Source organism: Thermodesulfobacteriota bacterium, assembly GCA_031082315.1.
Taxonomy (GTDB): domain Bacteria; phylum Desulfobacterota; class QYQD01; order QYQD01; family QYQD01; genus QYQD01.
Genome location: JAVHLC010000015.1, coordinates 4,808 through 20,808, shown reverse-complemented (window position 1 = coordinate 20,808; position 16,001 = coordinate 4,808). Strand labels below are relative to the sequence as shown.

Genomic DNA, 16,001 nt, shown 5'->3' with positions numbered 1-16,001 from the left:
AAACCGATGAATCGTGAAGAGCTTATAAAGCGCATTGGAGGCTATGAGTGGAACGATGTCGAGTTTAAAAGCGCGCAGCGTGGAGTTCCCGATGATGCCTATAAAACAGTGTCCGCCTTTTCAAATACCAGTGGTGGATGGTTGGTCTTTGGTGTGAAAGAGGCAAGCGGTATTTATGAAATTATAGGTGTTATTGAAGTAGACAAGGTCCAGAATGATTTTCTCAGCGCCTTGCGTTCGGGGGGTAAATTCAACCGCGTAATTTATCCTCGGGAAAATATGGTTCAAGAAGATGATAATACCCTTCTTGTATTTTATATTCCAGAAGTGCGCCGACAGGATAAGCCAATTTTCTTAAGTGGCGATATCAGAAAGTCCTTTATACGGCGTGGTGGTGGCGACGAGCGCTGTACGGAAGATGAAATAAAACGCTTTATCCGGGATGCGGCAGACGTAAGATATGATTGCGAGCCAGTCGATCTTGATCCTGAGCATTGCTTTGATGCCGAGACTGTCAGTTGGTATCGTGCGGTTTTCAAAGAACACAATTCAGCCTATGATGAGTCCCAGAGTGATATTGAGTTTCTCCACCACTGGGCCCTTGTCGTGGAGAAAGGGGGTGAGCTTCTTCCTACACGGGCGGCATTGCTGCTTTTCGGCTCAGGTCCTGTAGTTCGGCAGATATTACCAAGACCTGTCGTTGATTGTCAGTGGATTAATACAGATTTTTCAGATTCTTTACCTATTGAAAGATGGGCTGATAGACTTGTATGTGAAGATAATATAGTCCGTACATGGCGCAACATAGTAGAACGATTTGTTCATCACGCCGAGAAACCTTTTCGCATTGATCCTGAGATGTTGCATCGGCAAGATCATCCTCCCGACTACATCGCCTTTCGCGAATCAATGATCAACATATTGATTCACCAGGACTATGCAGAACATTCCAAAAAACCCGCGGTAAAGTTTTTCCGTGACCGAACAATTTTATGGAATCCGGGTGATTCCTTTGCATCCAGAAACGAATTGTTGGAGCCCGGCGAAAAAGAGGTGCGCAACCCCTTGATCGTATCTGCTTTTCGTAGAATCCGCTTAAGCGAGCAGGCGGGAACCGGATTTCGTACTATTTTTCGAAACTGGCAAGAGCTTGGTCGCGTTCCACCAATCATCGATAATGATAAAGGAAATAAAACCTTTGCTCTCACCCTTCTTAAAGAACCGCTTCTTTCTGAAGAACAACTTCTCTTCCAGGCAAGCCTTGGAGTTCGTTTGAGCGACCCCGAAGCCAAGACTTTTGCCTATATATGTCGGCAGAAAAATATAAATCTTATCGATGTGAAAGTGGTAACCAATCTTTCCTCTGCTGAAGCACAGGCAATATTGGTCAAACTATCCACGCAGGCATTGATAACGCCTGCGTCTAGTTCATCATCTACACATTATCTTTTGGCAAAACATTTAAGAGAGAGGTTCGGGAAAGCAGTCTCTGGCACTGATCAAGCTGAAGCTCTTCCTGCCAGGTTGGTCAGTGACCAAGTTCAACCACGAGTGACTAAGTTGGTCACTGATCAACCTGTTATTCTAAAAAATCTGAACGATACACAATGGAAAATACTTGCTTTTTGTGAAGCGCCTCGGCCTATGGTGGATATTATGAGCCACCTTCAGTTAACGCACCGTGCGTTTTTTCGCCGGAAACATTTAGAACCTTTGATAAAAGGCGGTGTCATAAGTATGATGCACCCGGATCAACCCAATCATCCTGGGCAAGCCTATGTTATTACTGAGGTTGGTGCAAAATTGTTGGGCGGGCGTATTGAAGTCAAGAATAATTCTGACGGGGAGGGTATCAATGGGTAAATTACCAGAAGGACAGGGACAGTTGCCTCTTATAAATGATGTGGATGATGGTTCGGAGGGGGAAAAAGGTCCCGTTGAATGTCTTGGCATGACTTTTGAGAATGATGAGGCGCGGCGGGAGTATTTTCTGGATAAGTTGCGGGAGAAACTGAAAGACCCTGAGTTCAGAAAGATTGAAGGGTTTCCTATTGGTGAGGATGAGGATATACTTGCGCTTTCTGATCCGCCTTATTATACTGCATGTCCCAATCCGTGGATTGGGGAGTTTGTTAAGATTTATGGGAAGAAGTACGATCCAAATGAACCTTATCATAGGGAACCATTTGCGGCAGATGTGAGTGAAGGGAAAAACGATCCTGTATATAATGCACACACTTACCATACAAAAGTTCCTCCCAAAGCTATTCTAAAATATATCCTTCATTATACTGAACCTGGAGATCTTGTTTTTGATGGGTTCTGTGGAACAGGAATGACTGGAATAGCAGCTCAGTTATGTGGAAATTCTATATTAGGTTCCGGAATAAGAAAATCAATTTTGTGTGATTTATCTACAATTGCAACATTTATTTCTGGCACATTGAACAAAGGCATTGATCAAAGCATAAGATTAAAAAATATGATTAATATCATAGAGCGTTTAGAACAACAATTAAGTTGGCTATACGAAACCAAACATAAAGAAAAAACAATCGGAAAAATTAATTACATTGTGTGGTCCGAAGTATTTATTTGTAGTAATTGTTCTTCAGAAATTGTATTTTATGAGGCGTCAAATCATAAAGACAAAGATTCAAATGACTTTCTCACCTGTAAATCTTGCTACGCAACACATGAAAAAAGGAAGCTAGAACGCGCTTACGAAACTATTATTGATTATTTTAGTAATAATCCCATAAAACAGACAAAACAGGTACCTGTGTTGATTAATTATAGTATCGGAGGCAAGAGGTTTGAAAAACAGCCAGATAATTTTGATCTCACTTTGATCAAGAAAATAAATGATACCAATCTTCATCAATGGTTTCCTTCTAATGAAATACCAAAAATAGAAAGATACTATAAAGATGGATTGCATCTCATCAATATTACTCATACGCACCAATTTTATACCAAACGCAATTTATTATGCGCTTCCACACTATATGAAAAATTGAAGTTTAATGTCCAAAAATTAATATTTACATCTTTTTGTGAGCGCCATATAGTAAAGAGAAACCGTTGGCTTCCAACAGGACCAACAAGACCTTTAAATAATACTCTTTATTTCCCCCCACTATACGTAGAAGTTAATGTTTTTGAAATAGCTAAGAGAAAACTAAAGGATTATTTAAAAGCATATGAAATAGTGAAAAACTTTAAAGATTCAATAGTGACATGCCAAAGCTCAACTGCTATTCCTTCCATACCAGATTCTTCAATCGATTATATTTTTACAGATCCACCGTTTGGGTGGAATTTAATATATTCGGAATTGAGTTTTCTATGGGAATCCTGGTTGAAGTTAATAACAAATAATAAAAATGAAGCTATCGTTAATCTACAGGCACACAAAACACTAGATGATTATAGAAAACTTATGGCAAGATGCTTCTCTGAGAATTTTAGAGTATTGAAACCAGGAAGATGGATGACCGTTGAATTTCATAACTCCAGCAATATTGTTTGGCAATCTATTCAAGAAGCACTAATGATAGCAGGGTTTGTTATAGCAGATGTTCGGACATTAGACAAGAAGCAGGGTTCAATAAATCAAGATTATTACAGAGCAGGCGCGGTAAAACAGGATCTCGTTATCTCTGTTTACAAGCCAAACAGCGGCGTAGAGGAGCGCTTCAAACTTGAGGCTGGGACAGAAGAAGGGGTATGGGATTTCATCCGCACTCACTTGAAACAACTACCTGTTTTCGTTTTAAAGGGAGAACGCGCGGAGATTATCGCAGAACGCCAAAACTACCTCCTCTTTGATCGCATGATCGCCTTCCATGTTCAGCGAGGGGTTATGGTTCCAATCTCTGCTGGCGACTTTTATGCAGGTTTGGCACAGCGCTTTCCAGAACGTGACGGAATGTATTTCCTTCCTGAGCAAGTTGCAGAATATGACAAAAAACGGATGTCTGTCAAAGAAGTCCTCCAGCTTGAGCTCTTTGTGCTAGACGAAGCTTCTGCTATACAATGGCTCAAGCAACAGTTGACAAAGAGACCACAGACTTTTCAAGAGCTTCACCCACAGTTCATCAAAGAAATAGGCGGTTGGCAGAAGCACGAAAAGCCTCTCGAGCTTTCAGAGATGCTTGAACAGAACTTCCTGCGCTATGACGGAAAGGGTGAGGTGCCCAGTCAGATTCATAGTTATCTTTCAACTAATTTCAAGGATTTGCGCAATCTCTCCAAGAGTGATCCTTCCCTGCTGGCAAGAGCAAAAGATCGCTGGTATGTGCCCGATCCCAATAAAGCAGGAGATCTGGAGAAATTGCGAGAGCGGTCCCTTTTGAAAGAATTTGCTGAATACAGGGAATCAAAGCAGAGCCGCCTGAAAGTATTCCGTCTTGAAGCAGTTCGTGCCGGATTCAAGAAAGCCTGGCAGGACAAAGATTATACCACTATCATTGAAGTGGCAAAGAAGATCCCTGAAAATGTGCTCCAGGAGGACCCAAAGCTTCTTATGTGGTATGATCAGGCTCTCACTAGAACTGGTATGGAGGAATAAAGCTCATAGATTTAACACAAAAACACTCCAATGAAAAAACTTGCAACAGAAATAAAGACACAATGGTTGTATAGCACAGAACATAGGCAGATCTGTAAGGCTATTGATGTACAGACATTGTGGGATAGCACGATTTATCGGGTATGGTTTCCCTATAATAATTTTGTCCTTCGCATACGAGATGAATATCTCAAGCCTATTGATGAGTACTTGATTGAAAATCCCTGTGTAATAACCTATATTGCCGCAGCCGCGCGGGTGGCCGATGCCCTTTCTTACGATATCTTATTAGCTCCTTTTAGCGCCTCGGTGATCCCCCTGCCCCATCAGTTAAAAGCGCTTTCACAGGCTATTTCAAAAGAGCATGTGCGCTTCCTTCTGGCTGATGAAGTGGGGCTTGGTAAAACAATAGAAGCCGGGTTGATATTGCGCGAATTAAAATTGAGAGGTCTGGTGCGTCGAACTCTCGTGGTGGTGCCCAAAGGCCTGGTGCAACAGTGGATCGCCGAGATGCACACCCATTTTAATGAAACGTTTAAACTCGTGTTGCCGGAAGATCTGTCAACCATCACCCATATCTCAGAAGACAAAACATCCTCTTCACTCTCACCAGACATGTATGGTTCCGCTGTAACTAAATCTTCTAATCCCTGGTCCCTTTTAGCCCAAATCATCGTCCCGATGGATACAGTGAAGCCTCTTGAAAAAAGGAAAGGCTGGTCACCCGAGCAAATTGCCGAATACAATCAAGAGCGCTTTGATTCCTTAATCACCGCAGGCTGGGATTTAATCATCGTAGACGAAGCCCATCGTCTTGGAGGAAGCACCGAACAAGTTGCACGCTATAAACTTGGCAGAGGGCTCTCTGAAGCTGCACCATACATTCTGTTTCTCTCTGCAACTCCCCACCAGGGGAAAACAGACGCCTTCCACAGACTGCTCTCCCTGGTCGATCGTGATGCCTTCCCTGTTATTGAAAGCGTCACCCGGGAGCGAATCCAGCCTTATGTAATACGCAATGAGAAGCGAATGGCGATAGACTGGCAGGGGAAGCCTCTCTTTAAACCACGAAAGACCCTCCTTTTCGCTATTTCCTGGGATGAACACCACTCCGAGCAGCGCTATCTCTATGATTCAGTGACAGACTATGTGAAAAGGGGCTACAATCAGGCACTTAAAGAGAAGAGAAGTTATATCGGGTTTTTGATGATTCTAATGCAGCGCCTGGTTACCTCCTCTACCAGGGCCATCCGCGTTTCCCTGGAGCGACGTCTAGAGGTATTAAATACTCCTACCGATCAACTCCCCCTTCCCGCTTATAGTATCGAAGAAGAATGGGCCGACATGGATGGTCAGGAGCAAATCGACACTCTCCTCCAGATGCAGCTTAAAGCATTGAAAAATGAGAAAGAAGAAGTCAAAGCTCTCCTGGAACTAGCATCTCTTACCGAGGCTAAGGAGCAGGATGTCAAAGCCCATGCCCTCCTTAACTGGATCTACCGCCTCCAGCAGGAAGCGTGTGAGCCTAATATAAAGATTCTTCTCTTTACGGAATTCGTTCCCACTCAGGATATGCTCAAAAATTTCCTCACCGATAGAGGTTTTTCTATCGTTATTTTAAACGGTTCCATGAATATGAGCGAACGCTTGGCGGCACTCAAAACTTTTGCCAAAGAGGCCAGAATCCTTATTTCTACTGACGCTGGCGGAGAAGGTCTTAATCTCCAGTTCTGTCATGTGGTAATCAACTATGATATACCCTGGAATCCAATGAAGCTCGAACAGCGCATCGGTAGAGTCGATCGCATTGGACAAAAACATGACGTCCGTGTGGTCAATTTCGTGCTTGATGACACCGTAGAATTCCGTGTTCGTGAAGTAATTGAGGAAAAGTTAGCCATTATTAAATCTGAATTCGGCATCGATAAAACTGGTGATGTTTTAGATTCAGCACAGGCCGCCAACGTATTTGATAATCTTTACATGGATGCTATTCTCAATCCACAGGAAGTTGGGAACAAAATAGATTCACTATTCTTGAATTTAAGAGATCAGGCAAAAGCCAGCCGCGAAATAGAGTCTATCTTCGGCCTTAAAGATACAAAGGACACGCTAGATCACAGCGACGCCCAACACATCATGCAGCATCCCCTGCAGCACTGGGTTGAACAAATGACTATAAATTACTTAAAAAGCTATAGTGGAAGAGCAGAAAAAGAAGGCCTTGCCTGGAATATAACATTTCCCACCGGAGAAACTGTTGAAAACGCTGTGTTTACAACCAACGATGCAGAGGCTGATCCTTCCGCCCAGCACCTCACTATTGAAAATCCCCAGATTCGAGGACTGGTGATGCATCTTCCCCGCTTTGTACAAGGTCAGCCCATACCGTCTCTTGCCCTGGTAGACCTTTCAGTCTCTATTAAGGGCTTCTGGTCATTGTGGGAGCTTTCCATCTATACGCCGGAATGGAACCGCCGGCGTGTATTTCCTCATTTTTTACACGACGATGGTCGCGATCTCCTCCCTACTGCCCGCTTTATCTGGGATCAGCTGCTCAGCTCACCGCCTGAGATAAAAGAATTCATTAGCGGCGAAAACGCCACCTTTTATTTTGATATTGCCAAAGAGCTTGCCATAGAATATGGCAAAGGCATCTACGATGATCTGCGGCTTCTTCACAGCAAATACATTGAAAAAGAACAAAAGAAAAAAGAGTATGCTTTCAGTGCCCGCCGGCGTATGGTGGAAAGAATTGGCCTTCCAAGTGTCAAAATGAACCGCCTCGTAGCGCTCCAAATCGAAGAAAAAGCCTGGCAAGAGCAATTTAGAAAAATACAAGATATCTATCCCGAAATGTCCCCACTTCTCCTTTTGCGTATTGAAGGCAGGCAAAATCAATGAAAACCTGGCGCGATAAGATACTCGAAGCATTTGTCCCCCATGTTTCACCGCTCACCCTGGTAGCCGATCCCGATAACCTCATTATTGAAGAAAAAATTCTCCAGATACTCTATGAGCGCGGCTTCGAGCTCATCCCTTTTGACGATTATGCAGCTTTCCGCTTTGCGTATGAAAGCGGGCACAGAACATTCTGGGATAAAAACAACAAGACAGACTTTAACGTTATCTTACGCCTTGAATCCGATGACCTTAAGGCCCTTCCTTATGATCTGTTAAAGGCCGGTCGGCAGCTTCACTTTAGACTCAGTGAATTATTTCCCAATTTAAGCTATCCCATTGTTTCTCAACTGGACCGGTCATACTTCGACGTTCTTTTTGAGGCCCAGGAATTGTATAATCCCGGACAGCTCGGTAAAAATTCTACCAAGGATTTCATCTTAAGGCACGTGTTCAATATCGCTCCTGAAATAATTAAAAACCCGGCTGACTTTTTACGCATTCTTTTACGCCGTCATTATAAAAAGGAGCAGATACCCCCAATGCTGGACGAGCGTTTCATACAAATCTTGCAACAGAACAAAGAGTTCTCTGAGTGGCCTGCCGAGCAAATTGTTCCAGACCGTGACGCTTTTCTTGAATTCCTCCAGGAGCGCTGGCCACTCTTTCTCGATTATATCCTAGAATATACTGATGACTCCGCCTGCCAGCGTAAAGAAGTTTATGGCCTTAAATACCCTGGACCTGCCTACCTCCCCTTCGATCACGATGATATCCGGATATATATCGACAACTATTTCCTGGAAAACCTGCTACAACCCGTGACGCATCCAAAAGCAGACCTACTCTTAAAAAAACTATCACCCCCAAAAATTACCGTTGGTCTCCTTATCGATCCCGAAAAAGACAACAGAAAACGTCTGCAAAGCCTTCTGGAATCGTTGAATCAATCTTTTCCACCTATAAATTGTACACACCATGACTGGTGCATATTTGCCTATCGTCTTGCTCAGCTTTATGCCGGTCTATACGAACTTGAATCCACACCTGACTTCGAAAAATCACTCTCCACTATTCAGGCAGAGACTGACACCGCTCTTCATCAATGGTTGGCTCAGAAATACAGCAGCCTTTATAATCATCCGCCATCCCCACCGGTGATGGTGCATCACATTCCACGCTACATCACCCGCTCGCTTGATACCAAAAACAACAGCAAGATATGCCTTATTGTGATAGACGGTATGGCTATAGATCAATGGCTTGTGCTTCGCGATGTTCTCTCAAAACAGAACCCTTCTTTAAAATTCAAAGAAACCGCGTCTTTCGCCTGGATACCGACAATCACTTCGGTATCACGCCAGGCTTTATTCAGCGGCAAAATCCCCCTTTACTTCACATCAAACATTGGCTCCACAGATAATGATTCCAAATTATGGTCACAATTCTGGGAAGAGCAGGGAATCCACTCTACAGAAATCTTTTATAAGAAGGGTTTACGTGAGTTTTCGTCATTAGAATCCATCAAAGAAAGTCTCTCAGATCCTAAAATCCGTGTTGCAGGTCTTGTGGTAGACACCATTGATAAAATAATGCACGGTATGCAGCTTGGCACAAGAGGCATGCATAACCAGGTGCATCAATGGGCCACACAGGGCATGTTAATAGAATTACTGAACTTACTCCTCGATAAAGAATTTTTCATATACATCACGTCTGATCACGGCAATATTGAAGCTCAGGGAGTGGGAAGCCCATCTGAAAGCAATATCGCTGATCTCCGTGGCGAACGTGTCCGAATATACAACGACGACAATTCCCGGGCAAATATCAAAACAAAATTCCCGGGTTCCATAGATTGGCCTTCAATAGGGCTTCCTGACAACTATCTCCCCCTTCTTGCCCCTCCCCGTAAAGCATTTGTAAAGGTGGGAGACAGAATTGTCTCCCACGGAGGAATATCCATCGAAGAGCTTATCGTTCCTTTTATCGAAATAGAACGGAGGTCCCCATGAGCATTACATACCAGATTGGCATAGACCGCCGTATTAAAGTCCAATGGCTGGAATACACCGCTGGCCTGGCCATCTCTGAATACAACCAAAAAGAAATCAGAGCATATCTTGATCAATTTCTCCAGGAACAACTTTCCGGGGAAGGAAAAACACACCGCGGCTGCAGGCAAAAAACCATTACTGTTCTCCTCAAGACTTGGGCTATTGTGCCCCAAGAGTGCGAATCTCTTAGAAATGAAGGCTTAAGCCTTCTTAGCAAAACGCCAGAAAACGAGCATCTCATTATACACTGGGGGATGATTATGACCGTATACCCCTTTTTTCGATCCATTGCCGAAACAGTCGGGCGCCTCTTCCGTTTACAAAACACAGTATCTCTTCAGCAGATACAACGCCGTATAAAAGAACAATACGGCGAGAGACCAACCGTATCATATGCAGCCCAGAAAATAATCCGCTCCTTTGTAGACTGGGGAGTACTGTTAGACACCGACAAAAAAGGCGTATATCAAAAACCCAAACCAATACAAATAAACAACCCCCAAACCGCAGCCTGGATCACCGAAGCCCTATTAATCTCAAAAAATCGACAATCATCCGCCCTTAAAGACCTCATAAAATCGCCAGCCCTCTACCCCTTCGAACTCCCCATCCCGAACACAAAAGACTTGGAAAACAACAAAAGACTTGAACTATCAAGACAAAATCTCGCCGATGACATGGTCACCCTACGCAAACCAATCCACAAGGCTCCCTAATTATGCCTTATTTCCGCAATTTGTCCAGCACCCTCAGCAATGTATCGAAATTCGAATCAACCTGTTTCTCCGCTGCTTCTACTGGCAAGTTCCATATCTCTGCAAGGCCCTTCAATGTTATTTTCATATCCACAGGACCAATTGTCTTTCCCTCTATTTTTATATAAGGCCCATCAGACTCAGTTAATATTCTTTCCCGGGGTATATTTTCTATAATCCTCCTACCATTCTTTGATTTTATCATTGAAGTGTTAACAGAAAAAAAATGCCCCTGTTTAACTACCTTTTCCAAAGCATTCATCGTGCCTGTATACCAGTGAAATACAGCTCTCTCAATTCCGAACTCTTCAAGCATTTCTAAAATACTACCTTCCGCACTCCTCGAATGTAAGCTTATAAACTTCTGCTTCCCTTTCACACATTCAAAAACAAAACGCAAACTATCCCTCTGAACATTTTGATTTTCTCTACCATGCTCAGAAAAATCAAGACCCACCTCACCAACATAATTTGTCTTCTCGAGCAATCGCTTGAACCTTTGTAGTTCTCCCTCGTTTTGCTTTACCATCAAAGGATGCAGTCCCAATGCCAATCTCACCCTTTTGAAATTTTTAAGGTATTTGTATCCCATCTCAAAATGACTTGGCAGATTCGTCACAGCTATTGTCCTAATACCGTTAATTTCAGCTTTTGACGCCGCTTTTAGAGGATCACTATATAAATCAATATGACAATGTACATCAATCATAAAATCACCTGGTCCTGATTCTTAGTTACCACAAATACCCGATCTTCTTTTTATTGCTTCAATTCCTTTATCACGGATTAAGACGCGTATCTCTTCTCTCGAGCGGGTTACCAAACCTACATACCCCGGCAGATCCGTCAATTTTATATTTCCGCTTGCCAATATCAATGTTTCAATTTCATCTTCAGTCAAATTTTTCTTCAAAAAGGACATACACGCTCGGAAATCTTCACCCAATACATCCGAGCCATCAATACTCACTTGCCCACTGCAAATATCACGTCCATATATCTCTGTATCAAGCCCTACCCTGTGCAGTGCTGCCCTCCTGTATATGCAGGGCAAACATCTTCCACAACCCCTCGCACTCCTTTCTAACCAAGTTCTATTATGTCCCCTTTTCGCACATGATACCGATTCCAATGCCGTTGAATGCAGTATCCTCTGACCAGCACATTGTTCTACACTTTCTCCTTTTGTCTTATACTGCAATGGATTAATTATTGTGCTGCCCAATCCTATTTCCCTTAATATACCGCTAATCTCTTCAATAAAAAATGGATGCGCAGTTCTAGTGCTACAAGTTCCCCTTCGAGATGGCGTCAAAGGTACGTTAAGGGCTATTGTTCCATTTTCCGGCATCAATAGTTCCGTTCTGCCACTCATAGACTGGGCCACAAAAAGACCCATAGCAATAAATAAAAGTGATCTGCTTCGAAAAGTTATTTCCCTGCCCGAAGGGTTCATCCCAATCCTCACAAGAACCGAATCAATCCTATCACCATAATATTCCTTCAAAATTCTCAATAGCGCCTTTTGATCTGATAAGGGTCCCTTCACATGTCCATCGTGATGTCCGACCAGTATTATTTTCCCTGTTTCATTTGTTTCCAACCAATCAATCGCCCCTACTAATGAGTCAAGACCTCCAGAGAATAGGCAAACGATATCAGCTTCAAAATATTGGTCTCCCTCTCTATGCCTCCTCCGCCTGGTAGGTCTTATAAAAGTCGTTCCTAACTCTGAAAACCGAAACCTCCATCTATCGCCAGTAAGAAATGACAGGGAACTTTCAAGCCTCTCCTTCACTTGATCCCATCTATTTTTATTTAAAACCGGCAGCTCTACTTCTAAATCACGCGTCCAATTGTCAGATGCCCTTCTACGAGGTATCATCCCAATTTCTGTCCCATAACTATCGATTGCAATCGCAAATCAGATCCCGATTTCCAGATCATTTGTGGTAAACTCGGCGGTACTATCGATTACAACCGATACTTACGTCCACAAAGATCACTTCTCCCCCTTCGACACCTTCTTGAACCAGTCCCGGATCGTTTTCTTCAAGAGCCCGAGATCCGCGAGATCGATGTGCATCCCGTAGGCCTCCCTGACCCCGTCGGGCCCCGCTATCCCATAGCCCGCCGCCATCCAGTCATTCACCTGCTTCATCTTCGTATCGCTCACCTTCGTCAGGTCGCGCTTCGCATACTCAATCACCTCGGGCCTGAACAAAGAAAGCGACGTGATATGAGTGACATTGACCGACTTGAAGCCGAACACCGGAAGGGCGAACTTTATCCCCGCCTGATCGGCGATGTTGAACCCCCAGGGATCGTAATCCGTAAAGGCGCATACCTCTATATTCTTCACTCCCCTGGCTCGAAGGTCATCTGCGTAATACTCAAGCGTAAGAAGCCCGGGCTCTCCCTGCGACGCCATCGCTGAAATCTGCAGCTCATCGGCGAGCTCATTGCAAAGCCACCACAGCCCTTCCTTTTCCGTGAACAGCAGAAACCGGGGCATCTTCCGCCCCACGAGATGAAAGTCGGGGCGCGGATCCTTGAACTCAAACTCACTCTGAAACCGGAAAAACCCCGCCTTGACAAACTCATCAAAGCAGCACCCCATCTGGTTCTGTATGTACAGCTCCCTCTTGACGCCTTCTCCGCGATCCAATATCCTGAAATCTTCCCCGCCCCTTTTCGAGAACATCTCCTGAAACTCCCCGCTCGACAGAAACCCGAGGTCTTCCCAGTAAAGCGCGGGGCCCTCGTCGGACTCGATTATATCGTGATGCTTGTAAAGAGGCCCGGTATCCCTGTACCAGAACGAGCGCAGATTCCCCTTCACGCCCGCAAGCTCTTTCGCCCGTATCTTGCAAAAGCTCTGCAGGATAAACGTATAGAGAAGTTGCGTGTCATTTATCGTCCACACATACTTCCCGTCAGGCTTCTTCTTTTTTCTCCCCCGAAAATACTCCCTTATCTCCTCCGTCGTCATCTGCCTGATATCACCCACATCGGTGCGTATCTTGTTATCCTCCATAAACATCTTCTGCTCGTCGGTAAGCTTCTTCAAAAAAGCCTGCTGCTCTTGCTGCCAGCCCATTCCCTCACCTTCCTTTCCAGAGGATTTCCCCTCTTTCCAAAGAACTATCCCCTTATGGGGCACACACAAAAAGCACTCGCGGACCTCGTCTCCAAGGAGCTTGAAATCCCGCGCGACACCGGGCGCCACTTCCTCCAGCGCGTCATCGACATCATCGCCGATGACATCGTGTACACCGGCCGGGTAGAGCTCAGGGGCCTGGGCTCCTTCACCGTCACCGTGCGTCCCCCCGTGCACACCAGCCACCCCGCCACCGGAAAGCCCGTCATCGTCCCCCGCAAGAAAGTGGTTCGCTTCCGGACCTCCTCACAGATTCGCTCGCGCCTCAACCCGAAGCGCTCAAAACGAGCCGCACCGAAAAACCGCCCGTGAATCCCGCTGACTCCCTGTAATACCTGTAATACCCGTAATACTTGTAATACCTGTCCTGTCCGCGCATTAAGACCGGCCCCTCTCACCGCGCAGGGTGATTCACCGGTGCATCAGGCTGCATAACCTCTGATGCACTTTTGATGCACTCTGTCCCGATATGCATCATTTCTGCATCACTTCCTACTTCCCGCACGACGCCTTCACCCCGAAAAACCCCGACGACGCGATGGAGAGCCACTCACCGTTACTGAGCTGATAGCTCACCACGGTCATCTCCGGCGGGTCTTCCTTCGCCCTGGGCTCGCACTCTCCGGCGCACACCGCGCCCTTCAAGAGCAGCGGCACCGCGGGACGCACCTTCTCCATAATCTCCTTCACACTCTCCTCCACCTGGGCCAGGGCGCCTTCTTCCGCCTGCTTCCTCGCCTTCGCCTGGTTGGTCCGTGAGATCGGCCCCAGCTTCATCACCCACTCTTCCCCCGGATGCGCCACCACCATGTTGTCCACCCCTTTCTTTTCATTCCATGTGTCTTCCAGCATACCACCGCCATATGACAAGAGTATGTCAGCGGAGGTAACCTTTCCCTTTTTTGTGTAACCTTTTTGCGCGGGCCGGTTTTTTCTTTCCCTTCGGCCGCCCCCTCTTTTTCCTCTCCTCCCGGCCCATCTCGCTTATTTTGAGAGCCCTGTTCCCTATCCATTGGGAAGTGTAGCCGCCAGGCTGCCAGGGCCCTTTCTTCTGCCCCGCGGCCAGGTCACAGGAGCCGGGGAACGTCACTTCAATCCGATCCCCTTTCCCGTAGGCCCGGCTGCCGATTTTAGCGCTCCGCCCGCAGGTGAGGATCTTTTTGCGGGCCTTTATCTTCCCGGTGCTCTGCTCGATTATCTCCACGGTGCCGTCTATGGTGTACTGCTCATAGGTCGGCTCGCGGTCGGCCTGGTGTTTCTCAATCCACTTCATGAGCGCTTCTCTCGCCATCGTGGAAACGGCGGCGCCTTTGGCCTTGCAGAGCGCCGCGAAAGTCTCCTTCAGCTCCGGCTCCACGAGGATGTGAATGTCCACCTTGCCGCCGTGGGGGCCCTCGGGCCTGCACACCGGGCACGCGCACCAGGAAGGATGCCCTGCCTTTTCAGGGGGCGGTGCGATCTTTTTCTGCCTGGTCTTCCGGGCGCCTGCAGGCTTTTCTCTCTTCTGAGGCGCCATTGGCTCAAAGGCGATCTTCTTCTGCCCGGGGAGGGAGATCTCCGGCAGAAGCATCTTGCCCGGTCTTCCCTGCCGTTTTTTCCTGGATGCCTCCTGGGGCTCAGGCGCATTGAAAGGCGGCACAGAGAGCGCGTCTTTCCGGGGGCGTCCCCGCTTGCGGGGTACCGATAAATCGGGCGTGCCTGTTTTTGCGGCTCTCACTTCCCGCTCCTCCCATTTCCCCCGAGGTATTCCTCAGAGATAATCTTCAGCTCTCTCAACTTCAGCGGCACCCTTAAAAATCGTTCTTCTGTTCCCGGGTGCTCGGCGCTCACCTCTTTGAGCGCCCTCTCATGAACCTTTTCTTTCTCTTCACGGGTCGCCGTCTTCTTCCACTCCTCGGCGGCCTTGGCGAGCTCCCGCTCGCGTCTTTCTTGTTCCTCCCGTGAAGCAGCTTCTCTTCTCTCCGCCTCGGCGGCCTCGTGCTCACGCCGCGCAAGTTCCTCCCGCTGCGCCCTCGTGGAAAACCCCTCTGGCGGCTGCCAGTCCTGCTCGACGGCCTTCTTCAGCATCCCGCCGCGGTTCTTTATCGCTTCCCCCCTGTACGCCTTATATTCCAGTATCTCAACTTTCTCTATGAGATAGGCTGAGGAATATTTCTTGAGCCAGGTTTTTGCCGCTTCTCCTGCGATCCCGTATTCTTTCAGCATTTTCTCATCAAGAGCAACAACAACCGGCGACACTACAACATTCTCTTCTGAATGTGCCGCTTTCTCATGATCAAGCTTTCCCTCATGAGAAAGATCATTTTGTTGTTGTTGTCTTTTTATATATTTCCTTTTATCTTTATCATGGGGAATTTTTTGACCCTCTTCTATCGTTGCCGCAGAGGGGTTTTCAGCCCCCCCTCTTTTCCCTAAAAGGGTAACTTTGTTTCCGAAAAGGGTAACGCCGTGATCCTTTTCCTCCTCTAAAAGGGCAACATTGTGATCCTTTTCTTCTTTTAAAAGGGTAACGCCGTGATCCTTTTCCTCCTCTAAAAGGGCAACATTGTGATCCT

11 protein-coding genes are annotated in these 16,001 nt (G+C 46.2%); 5 read left to right on the top strand and 6 right to left on the bottom strand.

Translation table 11 applies throughout. The features are described from left to right. Nucleotides 1-6: 6 nt before the first annotated feature. The 5 genes from RDU59_11805 to RDU59_11785 are packed head-to-tail and all read left to right on the top strand — an operon-like array spanning nt 7 to nt 10,247. Nucleotides 7-1,863 carry a putative DNA binding domain-containing protein gene (locus RDU59_11805; protein MDQ7839161.1) on the top strand — a complete coding sequence of 619 codons (1,857 nt, stop codon included), beginning with the start codon at nt 7-9 and terminating at the stop codon, nt 1,861-1,863. Next, nucleotides 1,856-4,573, top strand: coding sequence for a DNA methyltransferase (locus RDU59_11800; protein ID MDQ7839160.1), 2,718 nt, complete (start codon nt 1,856-1,858; stop codon nt 4,571-4,573). Before RDU59_11805 ends, RDU59_11800 begins: the two co-directional genes overlap by 8 nt. 30 nt (nt 4,574-4,603) lie before the next feature. Then, nucleotides 4,604-7,477 (top strand): helicase-related protein, encoded by a 2,874-nt coding sequence (locus RDU59_11795; protein MDQ7839159.1) that lies wholly within the window; start codon nt 4,604-4,606, stop codon nt 7,475-7,477. After that, complete coding sequence (gene pglZ, locus RDU59_11790) at nt 7,474-9,489, top strand: BREX-3 system phosphatase PglZ (GenBank protein ID MDQ7839158.1); 2,016 nt, start codon at nt 7,474-7,476, stop codon at nt 9,487-9,489. The genes RDU59_11795 and pglZ overlap by 4 nt, the downstream gene beginning before the upstream one ends. After that, nucleotides 9,486-10,247: a hypothetical protein gene (locus RDU59_11785; GenBank protein ID MDQ7839157.1), complete on the top strand. Its 762-nt coding sequence runs from the start codon at nt 9,486-9,488 to the stop codon at nt 10,245-10,247. The genes pglZ and RDU59_11785 overlap by 4 nt, the downstream gene beginning before the upstream one ends. A gap of 7 nt (nt 10,248-10,254) precedes the next feature. Here the strand turns inward: RDU59_11785 and qatD are convergent, their stop codons facing one another. From qatD to RDU59_11755, 6 genes are all read right to left on the bottom strand, one after another. Beyond that, a complete protein-coding gene (qatD, locus tag RDU59_11780) occupies nt 10,255-10,995 on the bottom strand; it encodes a Qat anti-phage system TatD family nuclease QatD (GenBank protein MDQ7839156.1) in 741 nt (246 codons plus the stop codon). Nucleotides 10,996-11,016: 21 nt separating this feature from the next. Next, nucleotides 11,017-12,171, bottom strand: a complete 1,155-nt coding sequence (gene qatC / locus RDU59_11775) for a Qat anti-phage system QueC-like protein QatC (GenBank protein ID MDQ7839155.1) — start codon at nt 12,169-12,171, stop codon at nt 11,017-11,019. Between the two features lie 117 nt (nt 12,172-12,288). After that, nucleotides 12,289-13,632 carry a hypothetical protein gene (locus RDU59_11770; GenBank protein ID MDQ7839154.1) on the bottom strand — a complete coding sequence of 448 codons (1,344 nt, stop codon included), beginning with the start codon at nt 13,630-13,632 and terminating at the stop codon, nt 12,289-12,291. 306 nt (nt 13,633-13,938) lie between these two features. Further along, complete coding sequence (locus tag RDU59_11765) at nt 13,939-14,298, bottom strand: hypothetical protein (GenBank protein ID MDQ7839153.1); 360 nt, start codon at nt 14,296-14,298, stop codon at nt 13,939-13,941. Nucleotides 14,299-14,323: 25 nt separating this feature from the next. Continuing rightward, a complete protein-coding gene (locus RDU59_11760; GenBank protein ID MDQ7839152.1) occupies nt 14,324-15,163 on the bottom strand; it encodes a hypothetical protein in 840 nt (279 codons plus the stop codon). Then, nucleotides 15,160-16,001 (bottom strand): hypothetical protein (locus RDU59_11755; protein ID MDQ7839151.1); only part of this gene is annotated, 842 nt, incomplete at its 5' end. The genes RDU59_11755 and RDU59_11760, both read right to left, overlap by 4 nt.